The 26,668-nt window shown below is 41.9% G+C and carries 26 protein-coding genes and 1 CRISPR repeat array; of the genes, 19 read left to right on the forward strand and 7 right to left on the reverse strand.

All coding sequences use genetic code 11. The features are described 5' to 3' along the window. Positions 1-40: 40 nt before the first annotated feature. Both cheY and AC3Z9T_RS20440 read left to right on the forward strand, forming a co-directional pair. Positions 41-433, forward strand: coding sequence for a chemotaxis response regulator CheY (gene cheY / locus AC3Z9T_RS20435; protein WP_154622969.1), 393 nt, complete (start codon positions 41-43; stop codon positions 431-433). 23 nt (positions 434-456) lie between these two features. Continuing rightward, positions 457-1,092: a protein phosphatase CheZ gene (locus tag AC3Z9T_RS20440; protein WP_490127919.1), complete on the forward strand. Its 636-nt coding sequence runs from the start codon at positions 457-459 to the stop codon at positions 1,090-1,092. 120 nt (positions 1,093-1,212) lie between these two features. Here AC3Z9T_RS20440 and AC3Z9T_RS20445 read toward each other — a convergent pair whose 3' ends face one another. Both AC3Z9T_RS20445 and AC3Z9T_RS20450 read right to left on the reverse strand, forming a co-directional pair. Beyond that, complete coding sequence (locus tag AC3Z9T_RS20445) at positions 1,213-1,518, reverse strand: CcdB family protein (protein ID WP_490127920.1); 306 nt, start codon at positions 1,516-1,518, stop codon at positions 1,213-1,215. Beyond that, the gene (locus tag AC3Z9T_RS20450; protein ID WP_490127921.1) at positions 1,518-1,757 is read right to left on the reverse strand and encodes a type II toxin-antitoxin system CcdA family antitoxin; all 240 of its coding nucleotides are present in this window, start codon (positions 1,755-1,757) and stop codon (positions 1,518-1,520) included. The genes AC3Z9T_RS20445 and AC3Z9T_RS20450 overlap by 1 nt, the downstream gene beginning before the upstream one ends. Positions 1,758-2,021: 264 nt before the next feature. On the opposite strand from AC3Z9T_RS20450, the gene flhB reads away from it, so the two are divergent. The 3 genes from flhB (at position 2,022) to AC3Z9T_RS20465 (ending at position 5,665) form a co-directional block, all read left to right on the forward strand. Beyond that, on the forward strand, positions 2,022-3,173 hold the full coding sequence (flhB, locus tag AC3Z9T_RS20455) for a flagellar biosynthesis protein FlhB (RefSeq protein WP_490127922.1): 1,152 nt from the start codon (positions 2,022-2,024) through the stop codon (positions 3,171-3,173). Continuing rightward, a complete protein-coding gene (flhA, locus tag AC3Z9T_RS20460; RefSeq protein ID WP_490127952.1) occupies positions 3,166-5,262 on the forward strand; it encodes a flagellar biosynthesis protein FlhA in 2,097 nt (698 codons plus the stop codon). The genes flhB and flhA overlap by 8 nt, the downstream gene beginning before the upstream one ends. Positions 5,263-5,479: 217 nt before the next feature. Then, entirely contained in the window at positions 5,480-5,665 is a 186-nt protein-coding gene (locus AC3Z9T_RS20465) for a hypothetical protein (protein ID WP_490127923.1), read from the forward strand. A 12-nt stretch (positions 5,666-5,677) separates the two neighbouring features. On the opposite strand, the gene AC3Z9T_RS20470 is transcribed toward AC3Z9T_RS20465, so the two are convergent. From AC3Z9T_RS20470 to flgA, 5 genes are all read right to left on the reverse strand, one after another. Continuing rightward, entirely contained in the window at positions 5,678-5,971 is a 294-nt protein-coding gene (locus AC3Z9T_RS20470; protein WP_490127924.1) for a type II toxin-antitoxin system RelE/ParE family toxin, read from the reverse strand. Next, entirely contained in the window at positions 5,964-6,206 is a 243-nt protein-coding gene (locus tag AC3Z9T_RS20475; protein ID WP_490127925.1) for a type II toxin-antitoxin system ParD family antitoxin, read from the reverse strand. The genes AC3Z9T_RS20470 and AC3Z9T_RS20475 overlap by 8 nt, the downstream gene beginning before the upstream one ends. 101 nt (positions 6,207-6,307) lie before the next feature. Then, positions 6,308-6,748 carry a flagella synthesis protein FlgN gene (locus AC3Z9T_RS20480; RefSeq protein WP_490127926.1) on the reverse strand — a complete coding sequence of 147 codons (441 nt, stop codon included), beginning with the start codon at positions 6,746-6,748 and terminating at the stop codon, positions 6,308-6,310. A gap of 5 nt (positions 6,749-6,753) precedes the next feature. Continuing rightward, a complete protein-coding gene (flgM, locus tag AC3Z9T_RS20485) occupies positions 6,754-7,068 on the reverse strand; it encodes a flagellar biosynthesis anti-sigma factor FlgM (RefSeq protein ID WP_490127927.1) in 315 nt (104 codons plus the stop codon). A 156-nt stretch (positions 7,069-7,224) separates the two neighbouring features. Beyond that, positions 7,225-7,881, reverse strand: a complete 657-nt coding sequence (gene flgA, locus AC3Z9T_RS20490; RefSeq protein ID WP_490127928.1) for a flagellar basal body P-ring formation chaperone FlgA — start codon at positions 7,879-7,881, stop codon at positions 7,225-7,227. Positions 7,882-8,150: 269 nt separating this feature from the next. On the opposite strand from flgA, the gene flgB reads away from it, so the two are divergent. From flgB to AC3Z9T_RS20560, 14 genes are all read left to right on the forward strand, one after another. Beyond that, entirely contained in the window at positions 8,151-8,564 is a 414-nt protein-coding gene (gene flgB, locus AC3Z9T_RS20495; RefSeq protein ID WP_490127929.1) for a flagellar basal body rod protein FlgB, read from the forward strand. A 5-nt stretch (positions 8,565-8,569) separates the two neighbouring features. Next, a complete protein-coding gene (gene flgC / locus AC3Z9T_RS20500; protein ID WP_490127930.1) occupies positions 8,570-8,974 on the forward strand; it encodes a flagellar basal body rod protein FlgC in 405 nt (134 codons plus the stop codon). A gap of 12 nt (positions 8,975-8,986) precedes the next feature. Next, on the forward strand, positions 8,987-9,817 hold the full coding sequence (locus AC3Z9T_RS20505) for a flagellar hook assembly protein FlgD (protein WP_490127931.1): 831 nt from the start codon (positions 8,987-8,989) through the stop codon (positions 9,815-9,817). A 30-nt stretch (positions 9,818-9,847) separates the two neighbouring features. Next, positions 9,848-11,062: a flagellar hook protein FlgE gene (gene flgE / locus AC3Z9T_RS20510; protein ID WP_490127932.1), complete on the forward strand. Its 1,215-nt coding sequence runs from the start codon at positions 9,848-9,850 to the stop codon at positions 11,060-11,062. A 15-nt stretch (positions 11,063-11,077) separates the two neighbouring features. Further along, a complete protein-coding gene (locus AC3Z9T_RS20515; protein ID WP_490127933.1) occupies positions 11,078-11,833 on the forward strand; it encodes a flagellar basal body rod protein FlgF in 756 nt (251 codons plus the stop codon). A 21-nt stretch (positions 11,834-11,854) separates the two neighbouring features. Next, positions 11,855-12,637, forward strand: a complete 783-nt coding sequence (gene flgG / locus AC3Z9T_RS20520; RefSeq protein ID WP_070926050.1) for a flagellar basal-body rod protein FlgG — start codon at positions 11,855-11,857, stop codon at positions 12,635-12,637. A gap of 157 nt (positions 12,638-12,794) precedes the next feature. Further along, a complete protein-coding gene (locus AC3Z9T_RS20525) occupies positions 12,795-13,451 on the forward strand; it encodes a flagellar basal body L-ring protein FlgH (RefSeq protein ID WP_490127953.1) in 657 nt (218 codons plus the stop codon). 37 nt (positions 13,452-13,488) lie between these two features. Next, the gene (locus AC3Z9T_RS20530; protein ID WP_490127934.1) at positions 13,489-14,592 is read left to right on the forward strand and encodes a flagellar basal body P-ring protein FlgI; all 1,104 of its coding nucleotides are present in this window, start codon (positions 13,489-13,491) and stop codon (positions 14,590-14,592) included. Next, positions 14,592-15,569 (forward strand): flagellar assembly peptidoglycan hydrolase FlgJ, encoded by a 978-nt coding sequence (gene flgJ, locus AC3Z9T_RS20535; RefSeq protein WP_490127935.1) that lies wholly within the window; start codon positions 14,592-14,594, stop codon positions 15,567-15,569. The genes AC3Z9T_RS20530 and flgJ overlap by 1 nt, the downstream gene beginning before the upstream one ends. 133 nt (positions 15,570-15,702) lie before the next feature. Continuing rightward, positions 15,703-17,343, forward strand: a complete 1,641-nt coding sequence (gene flgK / locus AC3Z9T_RS20540; protein ID WP_490127936.1) for a flagellar hook-associated protein FlgK — start codon at positions 15,703-15,705, stop codon at positions 17,341-17,343. A 27-nt stretch (positions 17,344-17,370) separates the two neighbouring features. Continuing rightward, complete coding sequence (gene flgL, locus AC3Z9T_RS20545) at positions 17,371-18,309, forward strand: flagellar hook-associated protein FlgL (RefSeq protein ID WP_490127937.1); 939 nt, start codon at positions 17,371-17,373, stop codon at positions 18,307-18,309. A 281-nt stretch (positions 18,310-18,590) separates the two neighbouring features. After that, positions 18,591-19,158: a CRISPR direct-repeat array (repeat unit 28 nt; unit sequence GTTCACTGCCGTATAGGCAGCTTAGAAA). Between the two features lie 584 nt (positions 19,159-19,742). After that, positions 19,743-23,594: an enterobactin synthase subunit F gene (locus tag AC3Z9T_RS20550; RefSeq protein WP_490127938.1), complete on the forward strand. Its 3,852-nt coding sequence runs from the start codon at positions 19,743-19,745 to the stop codon at positions 23,592-23,594. Positions 23,595-24,140: 546 nt separating this feature from the next. Further along, positions 24,141-25,370 carry an enterobactin transporter EntS gene (gene entS, locus AC3Z9T_RS20555; RefSeq protein WP_490127954.1) on the forward strand — a complete coding sequence of 410 codons (1,230 nt, stop codon included), beginning with the start codon at positions 24,141-24,143 and terminating at the stop codon, positions 25,368-25,370. Positions 25,371-25,497: 127 nt separating this feature from the next. Then, complete coding sequence (locus AC3Z9T_RS20560) at positions 25,498-26,661, forward strand: isochorismate synthase (protein ID WP_490127939.1); 1,164 nt, start codon at positions 25,498-25,500, stop codon at positions 26,659-26,661. Positions 26,662-26,668 lie beyond the last annotated feature (7 nt).

The following is a 26,668-nucleotide window of genomic DNA, read 5'->3' on the forward strand; positions in this document are numbered from 1 at the left end:
CGGCTACAGAATTTATTATTGTTTTTTTGAAGGAGTGGTTATGGCCGCTAAAGATCTTAGTTTTTTAGTCGTCGACGATTTTTCTACTATGCGACGCATTGTTCGTAATTTATTAAAAGAATTAGGTTTTAACAAAATAGAAGAAGCTGAAGATGGCATCGATGCATTAGAGAAAATTCGTGCAGGTCACATTGATTTTGTCGTCGCTGATTGGAACATGCCAAATATGGACGGATTAGAGCTCTTAAAAACCATTCGTGGTGATGAGGCACTAAAACATATTCCTGTTTTGATGGTAACGGCTGAAGCGAAAAAAGAAAACATTATTGCTGCCGCGCAAGCTGGAGCAAGTGGCTATGTGGTGAAACCGTTTACTGCGGCGATATTAGAAGAAAAATTAAATAAAGTTTTTGAAAAGATGGGGCTGCAATAAACGCACCTGCTTAGGAGAGTGTGATGACAGAACAAATATTAACGGCGAACAATTCGGGTAATGAAGATCTTAAACTAGTCATTACCCGAATTGGTACTTTGATGAGAACGCTACGCGAAAGTATGCGTGAACTTGGCCTTGAAAAAAGTGTTCAGCAGGCTGTGGCGAGTATCCCTGATGGTAAAGATCGCTTACGTTATATCGCGCAAATGACAGCTCAGGCGGCAGAGAAAACATTGAATGGTATTGATGTGATGAAGCCACTGCAGGTAAAAATGCATGACAGTGCAACGGAACTCCAACAGCAATGGCTAAATGTCAATGGTAGTCAAATCACGCCTGAGTTGCATCAATCTACGCAAGCTTTTCTTAGCCAAGTGATTGATGATAGCAATACAACTAAAGCCGAATTGTTAGAAATTATGATGGCTCAAGACTTCCAAGATCTCACTGGTCAAGTGATCAAAAAAATGATGGAAGTGGTTGAGGAAGCAGAAAAACAGCTATTGGCTTTGTTAATGGAAAATACACCGCCAGAAATGCGAGTGAAGCAACAAAATGACAGCTTGCTGAATGGGCCTCAAATCAATAAAGAGGGGGTGAATGTGATGGCTTCACAATCTCAAGTTGATGATTTATTAGATGAACTAGGCTTCTAACAATCATATCCCCTTGCATTGGCGTTGCGAGGGGATACCATTCATTAAAATTAACATGAAAAACGTACAACCTTATCGTTACTATTAAATTATCGTTGCACCTATGAATAATTACTTCCTTTAAAAGCCATCTATAAGCAGGTCAATCGCCTTTTTGATATCATCTCTTTCATCCGTAAAGTCTGCAATCATTTTACCAAGCAACGAATGAGGTACTGATGCCATCTGATGAGTCATCAATACATAGGGTCGGCCATCCACCAACAGTGTTGGGTTAAGCCGTACAGGTAATGTATGTTGGACAAAACTTCTATCAAATAACGGAATAACCAATCGAGTATTAAGTTTATCAATAATGTCGCTTTGTATATCGAGCAAATATGGGTAACGGCTATTTTCACGATTTTGATAGAGGTGGTATTGCATTAAAACTCCTTGTATTTGTCTGACAGTAATCCGTACTCTTCATTAATACGGTTGAGTTCGTCAAAACCCTCTGTATTAGCGTGTTTCCACTCTAGCGCTTTTACTTTTTTCAATTCCATAATCAATGCCTTAGTTAAAATGGCTGAAAAGTTTAAATTAGCGTTTCTTGCCTGTTGATACAGTTCAGGCGCAACGGTAACGCTGACCGTTTTTTTCATTCTATTTGCAACAGTATTCATAATAGCCTCTGATTACACGTGTATATACCCATGTAATATAGCATGGCTTGTTGCTTGCGATAGACTTTAACCTTCAATTTTGCTGTTTTTCAGCTATTTTTCATTGCTGCTATTCGGTATGCGTAGCCACTCGCAAAATTGATGTTGTTTTACTCAATTGGCAAATAACCCTTGCGAACCTTATCTATTTTCCACCATTGATTTTTTTACACTCTGTCATGCTATAGACCAAAATTGTAATCAGCTGACGAGCAAGGAAACGGCGTGTCCGATGAAAGCGATGTAGAAAAAACAGAAGAACCCACGCCCCATAAAAAACAAAAAGCAAAAGACGATGGGCAGATTGTTCGCTCTAAAGAACTCAGCTCGTTGATGATGATGTTAGCGGGTGTTAGTTTGCTGTGGCTGAGCGGGGGGCATCTTGCTGATGAGTTACGGCAAATTTTCCGGCAAGGTTTTATTTTTGATGGGCACTACATTCAAAACACGGTGTTGATGTTGAGCTATTTAGGTCGCATGGTCAGTGAAGCCTTGTTTGCTTTATTCCCTGTGATAGGTGGGTTAGCGCTGGTTGGGATCTCGGCATCATCGTTAGTGGGTGGATTAGTTTTTAATAGCAAATCCATTAAATTTGATTTGAAAAAACTTAACCCAATTTCAGGGTTAAAACGAATTTTTTCAATGAATGCGCTTTCAGAGCTCTTTAAAGCAATACTGAAATCGCTATTTGTTGGGTTAGGAGCCTTCATTTTCTTATGGCAAAACTGGCCATCATTGCTACATCTAGTCACTGAATCCCCTGTGACAGCTTTAGGTAATGCACTGCATAAGGTGATTTTTGCAGGTTATTTGATTGTATTTCTACTGATCCCTATGGTGGCTTTTGATGTTTTTTATCAATTTCGCTCCCATTTGAAGAAGTTGCGTATGAGCCGCCAAGAAATTAAAGATGAGTTCAAACAGCAAGAGGGTGATCCCCAGATAAAAGCAAAGATCCGCCAACAACAACGTGCCATGGCTCGTAATCGAATGATGGCGGATGTTCCACAAGCTGACGTGATTGTGACTAACCCAACCCATTATGCGGTTGCATTAAAATATGACGATAAAAATATGGGTGCACCTAAGGTACTAGCCAAAGGGGCTGGAGTATTAGCACAACGTATTAAAGAGATTGGTCAGGAGCATCGAATTTTACAACTTGAAGCTCCACCACTGGCACGTGCTTTGTATCGTCATGCGGAGATAGGGCAAAGCATTCCTGTTGCGTTGTATGCAGCAGTGGCAGAAGTTTTAGCATGGGTTTACCAATTACGTCGTTGGCGACGTGAAGGTGGATTAAAACCAAGAAGACCGAAAAATTTACCAGTGCCACCGGCGCTGGACTTTGTTGGAGAAAACAATCGCGATGGCTAATTTGGCTGCATTATTAAAATTGCCGAAAAATTTACAGGGTACACAATGGCAAATTCTCGCCGGGCCAGTTCTCATTTTATTGATCTTGTCGATGATGGTATTGCCATTACCGGCCTTTATTTTAGACCTATTATTTACCTTTAATATCGCGCTATCCATCATGGTGCTATTAGTGGCAATGTTCACTAAACGTACCCTTGATTTTGCGGCTTTTCCAACTATTTTGCTGTTTGCGACATTATTACGCCTATCATTGAATATCGCATCAACACGGATCATTTTGCTTGATGGCCATACAGGGCCTGATGCGGCAGGTCGTGTTGTTGAAGCTTTTGGGCATTTCTTGGTTGGCGGTAACTTTGCCATTGGTATCGTGGTCTTCATCATTTTAGTTTTGATTAACTTTATGGTTATTACTAAGGGAGCGGGGCGTATTGCCGAAGTTGGTGCTCGATTTGTGCTTGATGGGATGCCCGGTAAACAAATGGCTATCGATGCTGATTTGAATGCGGGGATCATTAATGATGATGAAGCTAAAAAACGTCGAGCTGAAGTAACGCAAGAGGCTGACTTTTACGGCTCAATGGACGGTGCGAGTAAATTTGTTCGTGGTGATGCTATCGCGGGGATCATGATTATGGTGATCAACGTGGTGGGTGGTTTGATCATTGGTGTTGGTCAGCACCATATGACACTTGGCGATGCAACAAGCGCTTACACCTTGCTGACGATTGGTGACGGGCTTGTGGCACAGATCCCTGCGTTAATCATCTCAACGGCGGCAGGGGTTATTGTTACTCGAGTTGCAACCGATGAAGACGTGGGTGAGCAGATGGTTACCCAATTATTTAATAACCCTCGAGTGATGTGGCTAAGTGCCGGTGTTTTAGGGTTAATTGGTCTGATCCCAGGTATGCCTAACTTTGTCTTTTTACTCTTTACCGCGGCGTTAGCCGGTTTAGGTTGGTATTTGGTCAAAAAATCAAAACAGCCGGAACAGAAATCGGAAGATGGTCAACTAAAGCAAGTTCAAGATGCTAATAAAGTGGTGGAAGCGACTTGGGATGATGTTCAGCTAGAAGATTTGTTGGCTATGGAGGTAGGTTATCGTTTGATTCCATTGGTTGATAACGATCAACAAGGTGAGCTATTAGGCCGGCTGCGAGGACTGCGTAAGAAATTTGCTCAAGAGGTGGGGTATCTGCCACCAGTAGTACATATTTGCGATAATTTAGAGTTGTCCCCATGTGAATATCGTATTCTTATCAAAGGTGCTGAAGTGGGGCGTGGTGAGGCTCAACCAGGAAGAAGCCTTGCGATTGATCCTGGCAATGCAGCGGGAACACTGCAAGGCGATGCAACAAAAGAACCTGCATTTGGCTTGCCAGCGGTTTGGATTGATGATGACTTACGTGAGCAGGCACAAATTCAAGGCTATACGGTAGTTTCTGCGAGTACCGCCGTGGCAACCCATTTCAATCAAATCTTACTACAAAACTCCAGTACGCTATTTGGTCGTCAAGAAGCACAAATGCTGTATGACCGAGTGAAAAAAGAGATGCCTAAGTTAGCGGATGATTTGATACCAGATACTATTTCATTAACCATTTTACATCGTGTATTACAGAATTTGCTGATGGAAGACGTTGTGATCCGCGATATGCGTACCATAATTGAAACACTGGCTGAAATGTCCGGTGAAAATGGAGAGCAAAAAGATACCGATTATCTAACTTCTCAAGTGCGTATTGCTTTAGGACGTGCAATCACGCAGCAGTGGTTCGGTAGTGCTGATGAAATTCAAGTTATTGGGCTCGATGCTAGTCTTGAACAAATTTTATTACAGGCAGCTAAAAATGGTGGGGGCTTAGAACCCAATCTTGCCCAGTTTATACAAACACAGGCAGAGGAAGCCATTCGCCATCAAGAAGCGATGGGGGCACCAACTGTATTGTTGGTTAACCATGGCTTGCGTTTGATTTTATCTCGTTTCTTGCGCAGAAGCTTACCGCAGTTGGTGGTAATGTCTAATCTTGAACTTAATGATCGCCGTAAAATTCGTATGACATCAATGATTAGTGGTAGTTAATTGCCTTAATTCACTTGAGAGTGATTGAGGTATATAGCCCTTGATGAACTAAAGTATACTCTAAATAATTCGAGATGCAGCTAGGCGACAAGTGAGCGAGTCGCTGGGAGCCTACATAAGTAGGTGACTAGTGCGAGTGAGCGTAGTCAACAACGCTGCAACTTGAAGTATGACGAGTATATACTGTGTTTATTTGTTGTCCATTAGGTGGGGCAAAATGAGCATAAAACTTGAACTTCAGGTATGCCCAACTGATGGCACACAAGAAATAAGACCGTTATTTTTGATTAAGGATATGGATGATTTTCTTGTGAATTGGAGTTTGAAATATTGGGGAGCCAGTCCAGATAGCCATCAGCATCTTCTTATTGTTATCAGCCAATTAGGTATTAATAATAATTGATATATAATGAAATCATGGTGTGATGAAGTGGCGGGTAGGTTCCATTTGCTGATGCAATATGCGTATAACAAATATAAATTCATCAGTAGAGCGATAAAATATCACATGTTTGCCATAATCTTGTCGCCTTAAATTATGACTAATATCAGGACACTCATATCCCATTAATGGGTTAATGAAAATATTTCTTAAAATATTGTCAAAACCATTTATGTAAGCATCTGCTTGCTTAGTACCAAAATTTAGCAGCGTATACTCATAGATTTTTTCAATATCATCAACGGCAAGGTTAGATAATTTATACATTATGTTTAAGCTTCACTTTATTTGCTATATCTGAAAGTGTTGCTGAACTTTGCCCACTAGATTCACCAGCTTGAATGGCTTGGCGCAATGCTTCGATTTGTTTTTCGTGCTGCTCTAATAATCGAAGCGCTGAGCGCATAACTTCACTTGTTGAACCGTATCGACCTGAACTAATAAGCTCAGTAACGAAGTCGTTTAACTGTGGACCAATGGTAACGCTTGTTGTTCTCGCCATATGCATATCTCTTGTGTTATCTATTAACACAGTATAAATGATGCATTGAGATAGTGCAAAATAACCAGCACGATAAAACGCGAATTTTGGGATAAACTTGATTAAATCGAAATCTTTTTGCCTAATACTGGGCTTTTTTGCTCGAGCCCGTCTGCGCCATATGTCGATTGGTTATTATGCTTCTTGACAAACGCTAGGCGTTGGCTATTTAGCTCAATATGTAGTTGCAACATTTGATGATTTCGATAATTGAGTTCTTTTAAATCGGTAGTCAGCTCTTTTATTGTTCCCCAAAGGCTTTGTAGCGCGGGGAAATCTTCATAAGGTGCTGCAATATTGTTTTCTTGCTCTAAATGCAGACGATGTGTTTCACCATGACCAATCGTCGCAACCAAATAGCGTTTTTGTTCCGTGGTTTCCTGAAAAGGGGATGGTGGAACACGGTGGTAACCTAACAGTAACTCCTCATTTTTCATCACAATTTGCAGTGATTGCAAATGTGATAGCTGTTGTTCTAGCAGCACTAATAAGTCATCGTTCATATTGGTTATCTTATTTCGTTTTTCATTGAAAGCATGGATTCATGTGCATCGCGTAAAATCCCATCAGCCACTTTTCCTGCATCCATTTGCAGTGTACCGTCTTTAATGGCTTGTTTGATTTTTTCAACTTTGTCACTGTTAATGTCGCTAGCATGTGGTTGTAACAGTTTTTTCTGTACTTCACTCGGTGAAAAGGTGCTTTCTTTGACCGCTTCTGTGGCTGGGACTTTTTTATCCCGAAGAGGTGCCGCTGCATCCTGTGGATCACGTGTGGTGACTTGAGTTAATGCTGAAATTGCAGGTGTTTGTTCGATAGCCATAATGTTTTTCCTATTCCGATATCTTTCTGATTAATTTTATCGGCAATTATGTTGAATACTTTAAATGCGATGATAGCCTTTAGGACAATTCCATATAATTACACGTTTGATGCGTGAATATTATAGTTAGAATGATATAACGACAATCAAAAACCGCTATTTGAGTGCTATCTGAACACTGCCATTTTCCAATGCTTCTCCATTCACAACTTGCCCATTCACTAAGCGAACTCGTGCATTTTCTCCCGTTACGGCATTATTAATGGCTCGACCTTCATATTTCACCGAAAAGCTATCACCGTTAGCAAACACATACACAGTTTGTCCTGCTTTAATGGCCCATGGGCGGCGCATCATTGTCTGAGTAAGAGTTTGTCCTGCACTAATATCACGCAAAGCGATACTGCCACGAATAGCAATTTTATCTATTGATGCACCTGTTGGCAGTTTATCTAAGAGTCCTTTTTTAGTGCCAATATCAACAAATTCAATTTTTTCACCGCGAGTAATATTACGTGTTGCAACATAGTATTGACCCGTAACATTAACGGTTAATTGAATAAACTGTTTTTTCTTACCACATTGAATAGGTAGTGAAACATTCCCCATATTGCGCCCTCCGATTGGCGACATGATTTGAGGGTTTTCACAACTTGGCCAGCGTTCTATTGGCGTTTTTATTTCAATAGAGACTTGGTTTGGTTTGCTATGTATTTTGCGGAAGTAATGGTTAATATCCTGTGGTAAAGAGGCCTGTGCTGCGGTAGCTATTAATATTAACCCACAGAATGCAGTTGCATTGAAGCAATTCATCAAGTTGACCCCCTTAATTAAAACTGACTTTTCTAGATGCTCGCAGTTTACTCATTTGCTCAATAATGAATGAGCTAAATAGGTCAATAATTTTGCCTTTATCTTGCCATTAGATTTTTTATCTGCCAGCTAATATAAGCGCGTCGAATTTTAAATTTCAGCGTTTTCTGTATTGCTATCTTTTTGAATAAGATTTTTTAACGGGTGCTGAAATACGTTTAGGCTTGTTTATCAATGATAAATAGGCACAACATCCATTGAGGTTGAACATGATTGATAAATTAGATGCTTTGTTTGCTTTTCAGCAACAAGCGTTATCAATACGCGAATCGCGACAAACCGTACTGTCCGCAAATATCGCCAATGCTGATACACCTGGTTATCAGGCGCGTGATATTGATTTTAACCGCCAGCTGCAACAGGCGATGAATAACGGTGCCGTGAAAGGTAAGGGCGTTGCGCTTGCGGTGACATCAACAGGACACATAGAAGGTCATGGCGGAAAGCAACCTGCACTTGATCTCAAATATCGTGTGCCTTATCAAACCTCGATGGATGGAAACACTGTCGATATGGATATTGAACGCAGTCAATTTGCTGATAATACATTGAAATATCAGGCAGATTTAACATTTATCAATAGCCGCGTCAAAAGCATGTTGGCTGTCTTACAGCAAGGGTAATGATTATGGCTTTACTGAGTATTTTTGATATTTCAGCCTCAGCGCTTACTGCGCAATCACAGCGCCTTAACGTCAGTGCAAGCAACATGGCAAATGCAGAAAGCGTTGCTGGCCCTGATGGTGAGCCGTTTCGCGCCAAACAAGTGGTATTTCAAATGGCACCACAGGGCCGTAACGAAGTTGGTGGGGTTCGAGTCAGCCAACTGATTGAGGATCCGGCACCACCACGTTTGGAATACAAACCTGGCCATCCATTAGCTGATGAAAAGGGATATGTACGCATGCCTAACGTCGACATGGTTGGTGAAATGATCAATACCATTTCGGCTTCGCGTAGCTATCAAGCTAATTTAGAGGTGATGAACACAGCAAAATCGCTGCTGCAAAAAACCTTAACCATTGGTCAGTAACGGGGAAGCTAAATGGGCATTGCAGCGACAATGTACGACTCTTTGGATAATACCACCGCAGGCCCTGAGCCGCTGAAAAGTAATATTCCAAAGAAAAGCCAAACGGATGACATGCGTGACACCTTTTTGAAAATGATCGTCACGCAAATGCAAAACCAAGATCCAACCAAACCGATGGAAAATACCGACTTGACTAGCCAACTAGCGCAAATTGCGACATTGGAAAGCATGAACAAGTTAGGTGACAGCGTTAATGGTATTTCACAGCAAATTGGGTCAGGGCAATCATTACAAGCCACTCAATTAGTTGGAAAAGGGGTATTGATCCCACGTAATGAAATTGTGCTTGCACCATTGAAATCATCAAATAATAGCGGTGGCTCATCGGTTTCTAAACCGACGAATCCATTACCGGATGATGAAACAACTCGTTCTTTATCTGAAGGCAGTGATGATGGTGAAACGAGTACACCAGAAGGTGATTTTATCTCTTCACCTTTTGGTTTCTTTCTTCCCAAAATGGCTAACAGCGTTGAAATCACTATACGTGATAAGAACCGCGCCGTGGTACGTACCATTACCTACGACACTGATGTGAAACCTGATATTTACGATATGTCGTGGGACGGAAAAGATAACAATGGCAATTTAGTTGCTGATACAAAAGGCAAATACTTCTTCGATGTAAAGGCTGTCAGTAACGGTGCTGAAATCGAGGTAACTAAACTAGGCTACACTCGTGTCAACGGTGTCACACCAGGGAGTGATGCGCCTTTATTGGATGTTGGTATTGGGCAAAGCGTTCCGCTTAGTAGCATTTTTAAAGTTTACCCATCCTCTTAATTTTAATTCCCCAACCGTCATGGAGAAAATATGTCATTTTCACAAGCAGTCAGTGGCTTAAATGCTGCCTCAGCGGGGCTTGATTCGATTGGTAACAATATTGCCAACTCCGCAACTAATGGATTTAAAGGGGCCACGACCTCATTTGCTGATATGTTTGCCGGCTCAGGTGTAGGGCTCGGTGTTAACGTTGCGGCAGTAACGCAAAACTTTAAAGATGGCCCAATAACCCGTACCGATAGACCAACAGATGTTGCGATTTCAGGAAACGGTTTTTTCCGCGTACAAGATGCTAATGGTGACACTTATTACAGCCGCGATGGGCAATTCATTCGTGATAAAAGCGGTAATCTTGTTAATAACCAAGGCATGATCGTGACGGGATATCCAGCAAGTGTTGATAACAAAGGCAATGTGGTTATTCAATCAGGTGGTGTTCCAGAAGCGCTGAATATCCCAACCGATATGATGGATGCAAAAGCCTCTGATATGGCGAAGCTGACAATCAATCTCAACTCGGAAGATAAAGTTAAAACATTTGATCCCTCAAATCCTGACACACCGGGTAGCTATAACTTTAGTACGACGATGACCGCGTTTGATAGCCAAGGTAACACACACGAGATCTCCGTTTACTTTGTTAAAAACAAAGATAATGAATGGATGGCTTATGCAAAAGATGCCAATGAAACGGCGGCAACACCTCTTGGAAAGATGGAGTTTGATGGTAATGGTCGTTTAACAACACCGGCTAGTGCAGTATTTGATTTTGCCTATAAAGGTCTTAACGGCGCCAATGGTGGCACATTAAAGGTTGATCTCAGTAATATACGTCAACAAAAAGTCAGTGAGTCATCAGTGAGTGCAATTGATGTGAATGGCTATCCAGCCGGTGAATATACAAATTTCAAAATAGAAGACAATGGTCTGATTGTTGCTAACTATTCTAACCAACAAAAACGTGTGGTTGGGCAGGTAGCATTGTCCGCTTTTGCCAATCCAAATGGTTTAGTGTCTCAAGGTGGTAACGTTTGGGCATCGTCGAATGCATCCGGCAACCCGATGGATGGCGTACCGGGTGTAGGGCAATTTGGTAAATTAACCAGTGGCGCACTTGAATCATCTAACGTTGATATGAGCCAAGAGCTGATCAATATGATTGTGATGCAACGTAATTACCAGTCGAATGCACAGACGATCAAGACTCAAGATCAGATGCTACAAACGATGGTTAACTTACGTTAAGTATAGAGGGTGGCCATGGATCACGTTATTTATACTGCAATGGGTGGTGCACGACATGCGCTTGAAAATCAAGCCATTGTTTCAAACAACATTGCCAATATTTCTACGGCAGGTTTTAAAGCCCAACTTGCTGCCATGCGTGCTGTACCCGTGAATGGTGATAGCGAGCAAACGCGCACATTGGTTGTTGCTTCAACACCTGGGGCTGATATGAGTCAAGGGCCGCTTAACTATACGGGTAGGCCAATGGATGTGTCACTCAATGATAAGCACTTTCTCGCGGTTGAATTAGCCGATGGCAGTGAAGCCTACACACGTAACGGTAATATTCAAATTTCACCTGATGGTGAATTAATGATTGGTGAACGTCGCTTACAGGGTGATGGTGGGCCTATTAATGTGCCGCCAAATGCAGAATTGACCATTGGTCAAGACGGTACGATAACGGCGTTATTAGCTACTGATCCACCGACCATGTTAGGACAAATCGGTCGTTTGAAAGTGGTTGAAGCACAGCCTCAGGACTTATTGCGCGGTGAAGACGGGTTATTTCATCTATCACCACAGGCACAAGCAGCTAATGGCAATGGGCTTCCTCAAAGCGAAAATTCAATCATTACTTCAGGGGTGATTGAAGGCAGCAACGTGAATGCCGCTGAAGCCATGGTAGCGATGATTGCTAATGCAAGGCATTTTGAAATGCAGATGAAAGTCGTTCGTAGCGCTGATGAAAACGCGCAGAAAGCCAATCAACTGCTCACCATTAGTTAATTTTTTAGTAAGGAATTAGCCATGATCCGTTCTCTATGGATTGCTAAAACAGGGCTTGATACCCAACAAACTAACCTCGATGTGATTTCAAACAACTTGGCGAACGTCAGTACTAATGGTTTCAAGCGTCAACGTGCAGTATTTGAAGATCTACTGTATCAAAATATTCGCCAGCCGGGCGCGATGAGTTCAGAGCAAACCTCTTTGCCATCGGGTTTGCAGTTAGGTACTGGTTCTCGTCCTGTTGCGACTATGCGTATTCATAGTCAAGGTGCTTTAAACAAAACGGGTAATTCAACAGATATCGCGATCAAAGGGCAGGGTTTTTTGCATGTACAGATGCCTGATGGAACTGATGCTTACACGCGTGATGGTGCTTTACAACCTAACCAAGATGGTCAATTAGTCACTTCTAGCGGTTATCAAATCGTTCCCGCCATCACTTTACCTGATAATGCGGAAAGCTTAACCATTGCCCGTGATGGTACGGTTTCTATTAAGGTATTTGGTGATAGCCAACCACAGCAAATTGGCCAAATTACCTTATCGACCTTTATCAACGACGCGGGTCTGCAAAGTATGGGTGAAAACTTATACATGGAAACAGCAAGTTCTGGTGCACCAAATGAAAGTGCTCCGGGAACGAATGGTGCTGGTTTGCTATATCAAAACATGCTTGAGACCTCGAACGTCAACGTTGCTGAAGAACTCGTCAATATGATCCAAACGCAACGTGCATATGAAATTAACAGTAAAGCGGTTTCTGCATCAGATCAGATGTTACAACGTTTAACGCAGCTTTAATTTAATGGATTAATATGCAACTCACATCAAGTGGCTAGCCACTTGATGGGTGAAAACCGAAACGGCAACAAAGAGCATCATAATGACGAACAGTGGTATTGCCCTTAACAATAGAAAAGCACCTGTATTTTCACCTAATAAGGCTCTCGTGATTGCGATGGTATTCGTCATCAGCGGTTGTGCCTACATTAAGCCTCGCCCGCTGGTGGATACTCAAACAACAGCGTTACCAACAGCGCCAACTGCACCTGCACCAAACGGGGCAATTTTTCAGAGCGCACAACCTGCTTATTATGGCTATCAACCTTTATTTGAGGATCGGCGCCCTCGCAATGTTGGCGATATCTTAACGATTAATCTCCAAGAAAATGTCAGCGCCAGCAAAAACTCATCAGCCAATGCAAATCGCAGTGGCAAAACAGGATTCTTAGCCGCGATTTTACCGGGCTTTATGCAAGGGTGGTTAGGCGGAAGCAATACTGAATTGGATGTGAAAGGTAACAGTGATTTCACAGGTAAAGGTGGTGCAAATGCTAACAACACGTTTAAGGGCACGATCACAGTCACGGTCGATCAGTTACTAGCGAATGGCAACTTGCATGTGGTTGGTGAAAAACGGATTGCTATCAATCAGGGAACGGAGTCGATTCGTTTTTCTGGTGTAGTCAATCCACGAACCATAGGCGCTGATAATAATGTTAGTTCAACCCAAGTGGCAGATGCTCGCATTGAGTATGTCGGTGATGGCTATATTAATGAGTCACAAACTATGGGTTGGTTACAACGCTTTTTCTTAAATGTTTCCCCTTATTAAGGTGGCAACTGAGCTGTAAATCTGTAGAGATAATCGAATGAATAAATTAGCGACCCTTTTGCTCACCTTGTTCTGTTTTACAGCGATGTCTGCGCACAGCGAACGGATCAAAGATCTCACTACGGTGCAAGGTGTACGTGACAATGCGTTGATTGGATACGGGCTGGTGGTAGGGCTGGATGGTACCGGTGACCAAACCATGCAAACGCCTTTTACCACACAAAGTTTAAGCAATATGTTATCTCAAATGGGGATTACGGTCCCTCCTGGCACCAATATGCAGCTGAAAAACGTTGCCGCTGTTATGGTAACCGCTAAGTTACCGCCTTTTGCACGTTCAGGACAGTCAGTCGATATCGTTGTTTCTTCAATGGGGAATGCCAAAAGTTTACGTGGTGGTACATTGTTAATGACACCATTGAAAGGTGTCGATGGGCAAATTTACGCGATGGCGCAAGGAAATATCCTAGTTGGCGGTGCGGGTGCGAGCGCAGGTGGCAGTAGCATTAAGGTCAATCAATTAAATGGTGGTCGCATCACTGGGGGAGCCACTATTGAGCGTGAGCTGCCAACAAGTTTTGGTCAAAACGGTGTGATCAACCTGCAATTGAACGATGATAGCTTTGCCTTAGCACAAGACATTAGTGATGCAATTAACCGCTTGCGTGGTGCAGGAACGGCGACAGCTTTAGATTCACGTACCGTGCAATTAAATGTACCGATGAATAACACAGATCAGGTTCGTTTCTTGGCGCAAGTCCAAGAACTGAATGTGCGGATGCCGTTAGCTGAGGCAAAAGTGATCTTGAATTCACGCACTGGCTCAGTCGTGATTAATCGTAGTGTAACGTTAGAAAGTTGTGCTGTCGCACATGGTAGCTTATCGGTGACTGTTGAACGACAAACTCAAGTCAGCCAACCAGACACGCCGTTTGCTGGTGGGCAAACTGTCGTGACACGTAATACGAATATCGGTGTTCGTGAGCAAGGTGGGGCACTGCAAAAAGTTAATGCAAGTGTACAACTTAACCAAGTGATACAGGCACTTAATACACTGGGCGCAACACCAACAGACTTGATGTCTATTTTACAAGCGATGGAAAGTGCAGGTTGTTTACGCGCCAAGTTGGAGATCATCTAATGAATGATATGCAACTGATGCAGGGAGCCGCATTTGATTTGCAATCGCTGAATGGACTAAAGCGAGAACTAGCTGATTCACCTGACAAAGGTTTACGCCAAGTGACTCAACAGTTGGAAGCGACTTTTGTCCAAATGATGTTAAAAAGCATGCGTGATGCGTTGCCACAGGATGGCCTATTTTCTAGTGATCATACACGTATGTTAACCAGTATGTATGACCAACAAATTGCGCAAGATTTATCACAAAAAGGGCTAGGTTTTGGCGAAATGATGTATCAACAGCTGAAAACGCAAGACGATACTTCATCAACGGAACCACCAATGAAGCCATTTAGTATGGAAGATCGCTTGATAGATAGTTTACCTAATCAAGCGATGGCGCAAATTATGCGCCGTTTTGCACCATTGGGGGATGCGTTGTCATCACCGATGCAAAAAGTGAAATCTCTCTCGCTAAACAGTCAAAATTTTATTAGCCAATTGATTGAGCCAGCCAAAGCAGCGAGCCAAAAAAGTGGAATATCGCATTTGTTAGTGCTAGCGCAGGCTGCATTAGAAAGTGGTTGGGGGCGCCGAGAAATTTTAACGGCTGAGGGGAAAACCAGCCATAACTTGTTTGGTATTAAAGCAGGGAAAAATTGGCAGGGCCCCGTTACTAACATTATGACTACAGAAGTGATTGATGGCAAAAGCATTAAAATGCGTGATGATTTCCGTGTTTATGGTTCTTACGAAGAAGCGATCTCTGATTATATCAATTTATTGACTGAAAATCCACGTTACCGCGACGTGAAACATGCGCAATCACCAGAGGTGGCAGCCCGTCGTTTACATCAAGCAGGTTATGCGACTGACCCGAACTATTCAGACAAATTAATTAGTCTGATCAACCAAATTCGTGGTCAGCAAACGTTTGATACCACAGCTTCGCGGGCCGTTAAAGCTTATAGCGTCGATTTGAGTGATATTTTTTAATTTTTCATGGCACAAGGACTAAATTTTTGGGCCGTTTTTCCGATAACTACTACAGATTTGAAAAATTTCGGGTTGATATTGCGAAGGTTTCATCAATAACCATGGCGATAAGCACCAGAGAAAGGAACAGCTTATGCTAAACAATGTAATGAACAACGCACTCAGTGGGGTGAATGCAGCACAAGGTGGGTTAAGTGTTATTTCAAACAACTTAGCCAACGCAGGTGTGGGTTATTATCATCGCCAAAGTGCAGTTTTCGGGGAGAATCCCGGCACAATGACACCTAATGGTTATTTCGGAAATGGTACTTATTTTAGCCATGTTCGCCGTGAATTTGATGAATTTATCAACCAGCAATATGGTCAATCGCGCGCACGCAGCGGTGACTACGAAGCTTATGCAAAAAATAGTAGCCAAGTTGATGATTTGCTGACTAATGATACAGGTGACATCTCTAGCAATATTGGCAGTTTTTTTACTGCCCTTGATGCAGCGAGCAGTGACGCGAGCGATAAAACGCTAATTGACGTTTTCTTGGGAAATTCAAACTCACTGGTTGGCCAACTTAAAGAAGCCGATAGACGACTGCAAGAGATGGAGCGTGATGTTAATCGCCAAATTGAAACCAAGGTGAAAGACATCAATATTTATGCAGAAAAGATCGCCGGACTGAATCAACAAATAGCCCGTATGCGCTCAGTGAGTGGCTCAGAACCGAATGATTTGTTGGATGTGCGCGACCGCCTTGTTAATGAAGTCAATTCATTAGTAGGGGTCAAAGTCATCGAGCAAAACGGTAATTACAACGTCACGTTTGCCAATGGATTACCGTTGGTCACCGGCGAAAAAGCTAATCGATTAGAAGCGGTGCCATCAGCACAAGATGACAGCCGTTTTAGTATTGGCTTTGTGGGAGCAAATGGTCAGGTTCGCGAAATTTCTGATGATGCTATCCGTGGCGGTGAACTGAGTGGTGTTCTACGTTCACGTAAAGACGTCATTGATCCGGCTTATCAACAACTGAATAAGCTAGCATTGGTTTTCGCTAGCAAATTCAATGAAATTCATGCCAAAGGCTTTGATGCTAATGGTAATACAGGAAAAGATTTTTTTGAAATTGGTAAAGGTGGCGTGGTGAGTAATACCTTTAACCATGGTAAAGCCGATTTCGACCTAAGTTATAGTGACGTTTCTCAGGTGACGGGCAATAACTATGACATGCGTTTTGATGGTACAAATTGGAATGTCACTCGATTGCCTGAAGGGGTAAAAGTGACTGTCGATGCATCAACCAAAGATACCTTAAAATTTGATGGCATTGAAATAAAAATCAGTAATAACACCGCACAAGCAGGTGATTCATTTCTAGTAAAACCCGTTGATGGCGTGATCAATGGCATGCAAACCCTAATCAGCGATGCGGCAAATTTTGCGGCAGCTGGCGCTAAAGGTAATGGTCCTGGGGATAATGAAAACATTAAAGAATTAGTGAAATTACAAGACCAAAAATTGGTTGGCGGTAATTCGACTTTCTCTGATTATTACGCATCGATTGTGAATGAAGTGGGTAGCCAAACCAAGCAGGCGCAAATTGATTCTGAGACACAAAATAAAATGACGGAAAGCTTTTACGCCCAAGAGCAGGCAATTTCAGGCGTCAATATGAATGAGGAAAGCATTCAAATGCAGAAAATCCAACAATTCTTCAATGCCAATGCACAAGTATTAAAAACCGTTGATGACCTGTTCAATGCCCTGATGAGAGCATTTTAAGTTTCAGTAATTAAAAAGGATCCTGTTATGCGTTTAAGTACAAATATGATTTACCATCAGCGCCTGCAAGATATGAATAATGCTCAGTCACGTTGGATGAATGCGGGTAGCCAATTAGCGTCAGGTCAACGAGTGAGCAAGCCTTCTGATGATCCGCAGGCTTCTTCACAAGCGGTACGAATTAATCAATCAGAAAATCGTAATCAGCAATATGTGACAAGTCGCGGTTTTGCTAAAACGGGTATGTTGTTGCAGATGAGTGTTCTGACGCAAATGACGGATGTCACGACACAAATGGATACCACCATCATTCAGGCATCAAACCAAGGTACTTTAAGCGATAGTGATAGACAATCGCTGGCTGATCAACTTTCAGGTTTAAAAGACCAGTTGGTTGCATTAGGTAATACCACTGATGGCAATGGCCGTTATATTTTTGCTGGTTTTAAATCGGATAAGCCACCTTTTGAGATAGATGCAACAAGTGGTGAGGTAATTTACAACGGTGGCGATAAGGCGATCACGCAAAATGTGTCTAGCGACCGTGAAATGACCACTTATTTTACCGGTGCTCAGGTATTTGCAACGGATAGCAATAATCAGGTTGAGGTATTTAAGGCAATCAACAAAGGTATCGCTGCATTAAAGGTGCCACAAAATACAGCAACAGAAGCTGAACTAGAAGCAGCACAAGAGGATTTAGGTAAGGCAAATACTGCGGTTAAATCTGCGTTAGACCAGATCTCGAATATTGAGTCTAAGCAAGGTTTGCAATTACAAGAAATTGATAAATTAGATTTCCTTGCAGATTCACGCAGTATTCAAAATGCCAAACGTGTCAGTGACTTGTTGGAAACCAACTGGACTGGTACCACATCCGACTATTACAAAGAAATGGCGATGTTCCAAGCGTCGCAGGATATTTTTAAAGATTTAAATAGCATGTCACTGTTTGGTGGTCGTTAATTGACTTGCCAGCACTCATCGTTTGATATGGGTGTTGGCATAATTATTTAGGAATAATTTATTTTTTCTTTATTGGTTCAACAGCAGCGGATATTGATTGTTGTAATATTTATTTCGACTTGTTACCTTTCTTAAAATACCTTTTATTTGACCTTCTATTTTTTCGTGTCAAAAATTACAAACTAAAACAATAGGTTAGATTGCAGCCTGTAAAACAAGGTATTTTTAACAATTTAGCGCTAGTTTATTGTTATCTTAAGTGTTTTCTATGATAGGCTATAGTTCACTGCCGTATAGGCAGCTTAGAAAACAATCGGTAAGCCCCATAAAGTTGGGCCTATGTTCACTGCCGTATAGGCAGCTTAGAAAACCAATATTGGTAATATCACCTCCGCATTGCCGTTCACTGCCGTATAGGCAGCTTAGAAAATGCTGTTATTGATTGGTCAATGGTATGAAAAGTTCACTGCCGTATAGGCAGCTTAGAAAACAATGGAACGCTACCCATGCCTAAGTTATTTGTTCACTGCCGTATAGGCAGCTTAGAAAACAAATCCAATCTCAAAGGCATTTTCAAAACTGTTCACTGCCGTATAGGCAGCTTAGAAAAAAAAGCCCTAGATCACTACCGAGGTAAGCAGGTTCACTGCCGTATAGGCAGCTTAGAAAAAGGAAGGGCAAGATCTTAAATACAGATCACTGTTCACTGCCGTATAGGCAGCTTAGAAATAAATCTCTATGCGCACGAATATATTGTATTTGTTCACTGCCGTATAGGCAGCTTAGAAAAGCTATTGAGTTAATCAAAAAGCACGATACTAGTTCACTGCCGTATAGGCAGCATAGTCATCATATTGTATTTGCTTACTTTTCTATATCGATACCGATACTCTCTGCCTCTAATCCCTTTTGGCCACAAAGGTTCACCGTGTAAACCGAACACTTGGTCATGACCCGTTAATGACTTAATGGCATGGAAGGTTGCAATACATCCAGCCAAGTGCTCAGTTTTTCTTTTGGTTACGGCGCTCTGAAGTTTGTGGTGAAGCGATAGGTAAAGTAGGTCATCACAAGTAAAGGTGGTGGGATCAAAATGCAACAAGTGCAATGTTTGCTTGCCAAAGTGACGAGTTAAATAATATGTATCCATACTCATGCTGCACCTTTAAAATGAATTATCAAAGGTAACAATAAGTCACTCGATTATTTATTGTTATTCCTTTTTTTAGCATCAGCCTAACCTTTTTTGAAAAACCATAAAGCTCGATTACACCATTATGATAGAAGCCGAACTAGTGACGATAAAGGCTTGATATGGTAACTCAGAATCCATCCAATGTTCTTAGCGGAGCATTTGATGCCTTATGTAATGCACAATCATGGTTAGCGAATAATATTATATCTCTTCTGGGTATAGAGAGGCTAAGGGCATAATGTTCAATAAATTACCTCTCGTTGCTGCTCAGCCGGGTATTTGGGTTGCTGATTGTTTATATCAAGAACATAGCGCTTGGAGCGTTGCGCACTATGTCGAGCTAACGGGTGAGCTCGATGTTGCACAATTAAAGCAAGCTATTATTGCCGGTATGATGCAGGCCGATACATTGCGTATGCGTTTTCTAGAACAGGATGGCGAAGTTGTACAGTGGTTTGATGAAACTCAGCGATTTGATCCTCCTGAATATATTGACTTAAGTCAGTTTGAAGAACCTCATGAGTCTGCCTTAGCCATAATGAAGGCCGATCTCCAGCAAGATTTACACATCAACAGTGGTAACCTGTTGGTAATGCAAAAAATATTGCAGTTAGATAAGCACCGTTGGTATTGGTATCAACGCTATCATCATATCCAAGTCGATGGTTTCAGTTTTTCAGCAATTACTCAACAAATCGCAGCAATTTATAGCGCCTTGCAGAAAAAACAACCGATACCAGTATCGCCATTTACGCCATTTCAGGCAGTGGTTGATGAATATTTAAAATATCAAAATAGTGAATATTTTCATCAAGATCAAAAATTTTGGAAAGATTATTATCAAAAACTACCGCTCCCCGCCTCACTGTCCTCAACACCGCTATTAAGGTTAAATGAAACCAGTAACATTATACGTTTGCAACATGTTATTGATGTTCAACTATTTGGTGATGGGGAAATTAATCAATCAGTAGATTTGGCGCTTGCACTGGTTGTTTTATGGCTAGGCAAAATATGTGGTCGTATGGATTATGCGGCAGAGTTAATGCTTATGCGACGCATGGGATCAGCAGCACTGACGGCAACAGGACCCGTGGTGAACATGTTGCCGATTGCGATTCAAATTGATGAGGCTGAAACGCTGCCTGAACTTGCTAAACGGCTGAAGCAGCAATTAAAAGTGATACGTCGTCATCAACGTTATAATTTTGATTATAGTTTTCGTGACAGGTGTGGCACGGTACGCAATGAGTTGATATATGGTCCTGTATTGAATGTAAAATTGTTTGAATTGCCATTGACGATGCCAAATCTCACGACCAAAACACATGTACTTGCTTCTGGCCCGATTGATGAGCTGGAATTGATGCTATTAGTCGATGAAATAGGTCAAATTAAAATTGAACTATTGGCTAACGATCAATGTTTTGAACTTCAGGAACTTGAAGATCATTTATCGCGTATCACATTGATGATGAAGCAATTTATCCATAACCCAGCACTGAAATGTGGCGATATTGATGTGCTGCTTGAGAAAGAACGGCATCAGCGCTCATTGATTAACCATACACAGAAAGAGCTACCTATCACTACACTGAGCTGCCTTGTTGCGACTCAGGCTTCTAAAACGCCAGAAGCAATTGCATTAGTCGATCAGCAATATTCGCTGACTTATCGTGAGATGAGAGAACAAGTGGTCACATTAGCCACACAGCTAAAATCATTAGGGGTTAAATTAGGCGATAGTGTGGCAATTGCATTGCCTCGGTCAATATTTTTAACACTCTCTATTCATGCTATTGCTGAAGTGGGCGCTGCTTGGTTGCCGTTAGATATCGACTCTCCTGATCAACGCTTGGATAGAATATTGAAGGATGCTCAGCCAATACTCTTGATAACATTGGACAAATATTTGCCTCGTTTTTCCTATTCCAAAATTCTATGCTACAACGCGCTATTGCCGTATAGCCAACAGTGGAATGATCCTTGCCTCCAACCTGAACATACCGCTTATATTATGTATACGTCAGGTTCTACTGGGCAGCCAAAAGGTGTGATGATTGGACAAAAAGCCATTGTAAATCGTCTGTTATGGATGCAAGGGTTTTGTCCATTGGCATCAACAGATGTTGTAGTGCAAAAAACACCCTGTAGTTTTGATGTTTCAGTTTGGGAGTTTTGGTGGCCGTTTATTGCGGGAGCGAAATTGGTGATGTTAGAGCCTCAAGCCCATCTTGATCCGCGTGCAATAATGGCATGTTTTCATCAGCATGCAGTAACAACTGCTCATTTTGTCCCTTCAATGTTTGCTGCCTTTGTTGAAGCCTATGCAACACAACCATACAGCTCAGCGCTTAAATATATATTTTGTAGTGGGGAAGCGTTGCCTACCGAGTTATGTCGTGAATGGGAAAGATTAACTCATGTGCCGTTATACAATCTTTATGGCCCAACAGAAGCGGCTATTGATATTAGCTATTACAAAGCTTATGGAAAGGAGTTAGCGGCTGTTGAAGGAAATACTGTACCGATTGGCTATCCAATATGGAATTCAGGTATGCATATACTCGATAGCCAGCAGAGAGCAGTACCAGTATGTGTTGCGGGTGAGTTATATCTAACAGGGGTACAACTTGCACAAGGCTATCTTAAACGTCCCGATCTCACTGCTAGCCAATTTATCACTAATCCGTTTAATGAGGGTCAACGAATGTATCGAACCGGTGATATTGCTCGCTGGTTAAGCTCGGGGGCAGTGGAATACGTTGGCCGAATCGATTCTCAATTAAAAATAAGAGGGCAGCGGGTAGAACTTGGTGAAGTCGAGCGAGCTATGCAGCAATTACCTGATATAGCCCAAGCAGTGGTTCATGCATGTATATTAGATAAAACCGCACAAATAAAAGGGGATATAAGGCAGTTAGTTGGCTATGTAACCTCTGTATCAGGCCAACGACTTGATACGGTTAGTTTACGCGATCAGCTAGGGGACTCTTTATCACCCTATATGGTGCCATCCGTGATCGTGCAACTGGATACTTTACCGCTTAGTAATAATGGTAAGTTAGATCGTAAACGATTACCTCTTCCTGAATTGTTTTCACCTAAAACAGGCCGTAAACCGTTGACAAAGAAAGAACTCATTATTGCGGGGGCTTATCAGCAACTATTAGGCTGTAACATTGAAAGCATTGACGCAGATTTTTTTGCTTTAGGCGGACACTCTCTGCTTGCAATACGTTTGGCTGTGCAACTAAGCCAGCAGTTAGGTCTGCAAATAACCCCAGGTCAAATAATGGTGTCACCAACAGTGGGGAAACTGGCTGCACGTTTAGAACTAAAACAGGAGCTAAATTTCTCTGAACAATGGGGCATGGAAACTATTTTACCATTACGTGAACGAGACGGACCCACACTGTTTTGTTTTCATCCAGCGTCAGGTTTTGCTTGGCAATTCAGTGTATTGGCTCGACATCTTAGTGATCGCTGGAGTGTTACAGGCATACAATCACCACGTCCGATGGGCGCAATGATGGCCGAAACGATTGATGATGCATGTGATCAACACCTCAAAACATTATTAGCCCAACAGCCACAAGGCCCTTATTATTTGTTGGGGTATTCTCTAGGGGGAACTCTAGCGCAAGGGGTTGCAGCTCGTTTACGCAAGCTAGGTAAAGAGGTGTCATTTTTAGGTCTTTTGGATACTTGGCCGCCGGAAGTGCTTAACTGGCACAATAAAGCATTGCGAGAAATAAACCCTGATGTTTTAGCTAAAATCGCTCAAGAACGGGTTGCATTTATGTCAGCACAGTCGAGTACTGGCACAAACAGCCTCTTTCAAACCATTGAGCAGAATTATACAGATGCGGTAAGGTTACTCACGACAGCTCATACATTGCCTTATGATGGCAAAGTAACATTATTTGTTGCTCAAAAAACAGTACCAGAAGGATTAACACCTAAAAAAGCATGGGCACCATGGGTGAAGCAATTAGAGCTTTATCCTCAAGATTGTGCTCATGTTGATATTCTTTCTCCAAAATCATTTACCACAATAGGCCCTGTATTACGGCAAATATTAGGGTAGTTCGTCACGCTGCAAGTTGCAGGGCTTTTCGGTGAGGTATAAGTGGCTACGCTACGTCCGCGGAGTTATATACTCGTCATACTTCAAGTTGCAGCGTTGTTGACTACGTTCATTCGCACTAGTCACCTACTTATGTAGGCTCCTAGCGACTCATTCACTTGTCGCCTAACTGCACCTCGAATTATCTAGAGTATAGTGTTTATTTATGCTCTCCGTTTATCTTCACTTGTCGCTTACCTGCAACTCGAATTATTTTGAGTATATATGGCGGCTGCATTAATTTAATGGGGCTGCCTTGCATTTTCTTTTCCATCAATCAGTTGTGTATTCACCGGTTAAATAACCCAAAAACTTTTTATATCAGTGTATTAGTTAATATTATGCTTTTTGTACTCACAACATGATTTCGCTGAATAAGCAAATGAAAATCATCATTTTACATAATATTTTTCATCAAAATAGAGATAATAATTATCGTTATCCCATGAATTTTACTGTGTTAGCATGCGCGACACTGATTTAACCAAAGATGAAAGTAAAAGAAGTATGGGGCGAAAATCAAAGTTGCTGAGTTTGCGTTTATTGACAACACACCCTGCCTTTAGAGCTGTTTTTATTGCTCGCTTTATTTCAATTTTATCGCTTGGGCTATTGGGCATCGCGATGCCTGTGCAAATTGAAATGATAACCCATTCAACATGGCAAGTTGGTTTGTCTGTGATGTTGACAGGGAGTCTAATGTTTATAGGTTTAATGTTAGGTGGCGTTCTCGCTGATCGCTACGAGCGCAAAAGATTAATTTTAATTGCTCGAGGGGCTTGTGGCATTGGCTTTCTTGGTTTGTGGGGAAACGCATTATTAGCTGAACCATCATTACTTATCATCTATTTTTTAGGCATGTGGGATGGTTTTTTTGCTTCATTAGGCGTGACCGCATTATTGACAGCCACTCCGTTGCTGGTGGGGCGTGAAAATTTAATGCAAGCGAATGCAATTATGATGCTAACAGTGCGTATTGGCGCCGTGATCTCCCCAATGATTGCTGGCCTACTGCTAGCAAAACAAGGCGTTGAATGGAACTTTTTACTGGCAGCGATAGGGACATTGATTACAACGTTAACCTTACTAAGGCTGCCATTGCTTCCTGTATCAATACAACAGCATGAGCACCCAATAAAATCATTGTTAATGGGGGTCCATTTTTTATTACATAGCCCATTGATTGGTGGAGTTACACTACTTGGTGGAGTATTAACCATGGCTGCCTCAGTGAGAGTGCTATTTCCATCTCTCGCGATAAGTTGGAATGTGTCAGGTTTTCAGCTTGGTATGCTATATGCTGCTATTCCTTTTGGCTCAGTCTTTGCGGTATTGACAAGCGGCAACTTAGCAATGGCTGCGAAACCTGGAAAAGTCATGCTGTTATTAACCGTGGCATCTTGTTTTGCAATCTCGTTGATTGGTGTTATGTCAATGTGGATTGGGGCTGTAGTTTGTTTAGTGGTATTTGGTTGGTTAAGCACAGTCAGTGCGTTACTTCAATATACATTAATTCAAACTGAAACGCCGGAAGCCATGCTGGGAAGAGTTAATAGCTTATGGACAGCACAACATGTGATAGGGGATGCAATTGGCGCTGCATTATTAGGTGGCATCGGTGTAATGACAACGACGATGGCTGCAGCAAGTTTAGGTGGTTGGGTGCTGACCGCTGTGGGTTTGGTACTTGTTGGTATACTCAGCGAACTGAGACAGTTTCATCATAAAAAAAATTAGGGGTTAAAGTGGCATAGTAGGCTGATTCGTGGGGGGTTCCTACCTATTAAAGAGGTTCGGTTGTTGTGACGTATCTGCTAAATATACTAATAATCATTCATATATTTGATGGCTTAGAGGGAACAACATGGAAGAAACATTAACCGAATATGGCATCGATACACTAGAAACATTATCACCAAATAGTTTTGTATTTACTTCGCCTTATCAAAGCTTTTCAACAACAGGGTGCTTTTGTCAACTGACAACGCCAGCTAAACATGGTGCGAATTTATCCAGTTCTTTTCAAAAAGATATCATGACGGCTTTTGATGCCGCAAAAATGGCGGGGATCACTGAGCCTATCATCGTTGGCGCTATTCCTTTTAATACCGATGAACCATCAACATTATTTATACCTGAAAGCACAAAAAAGATAATTGGGCCATTATCACAACCACTCGTTTCAAAACCAAATATTCAAGTTAGCCGATGTCGCGAATATCCTAGCCAGCGACAGTTTATCTCAATGGTTAAACAAGCAATTAGTACCATGCAAACAACTCAGCTAGATAAAGTTGTGCTCGCTCGTTTGCTGGAGATTATTGTTACTGCTCCCTTGGATAATCACCATCTTTTACAACGGTTAATGTTACAAAATCCAACGAGCTACAATTTCCATGTCCCATTGTTTGATGGTAGTCAATTACTCGGTGCTAGCCCCGAGTTATTGCTTCGTAAGCAAGGTAATCGTTTTTTTTCACAGCCACTTGCAGGCTCAGCACCTCGAAGCCGTGATGAACAATATGACCGTGAAATAAGCTTAGGTTTGTATGCGTCGATAAAAGATCATTATGAGCACCAATTAGTGACACAGGCAATGAAAGCGTTGCTCTGTCCTCGTAGCCATCAATTGCTTTTTGCAGAACAACCTAAGCTTGTTAGCACTTCTACATTATGGCATCTCGCAACCGATATTGAAGGGGTTGCTTACACACAAGAAAACGCACTTTCATTGGCTTGCTTATTACATCCAACCCCCGCTTTGAATGGTTTTCCACATCAGTTGGCTAAACAGTTCATTTCACACATAGAGCCATTTAATCGCCAGTTATTTGGGGGCATTGTTGGGTGGTGTGACCATCATGGTAATGGTGAGTGGGTGGTGGCTATTCGTTGTGCGCGAATGAATCAAAATCACATTAGCTTATTTGCAGGCGCGGGTATCGTACCTGATTCATCGCCATTATCTGAATGGCAAGAAACGGGAGCAAAACTTTCAACGATGCTGAATGTTTTAGGTTTGAATTAAGGAGGTG

It is taken from the genome of Providencia sp. 6390, from assembly GCF_058148425.1.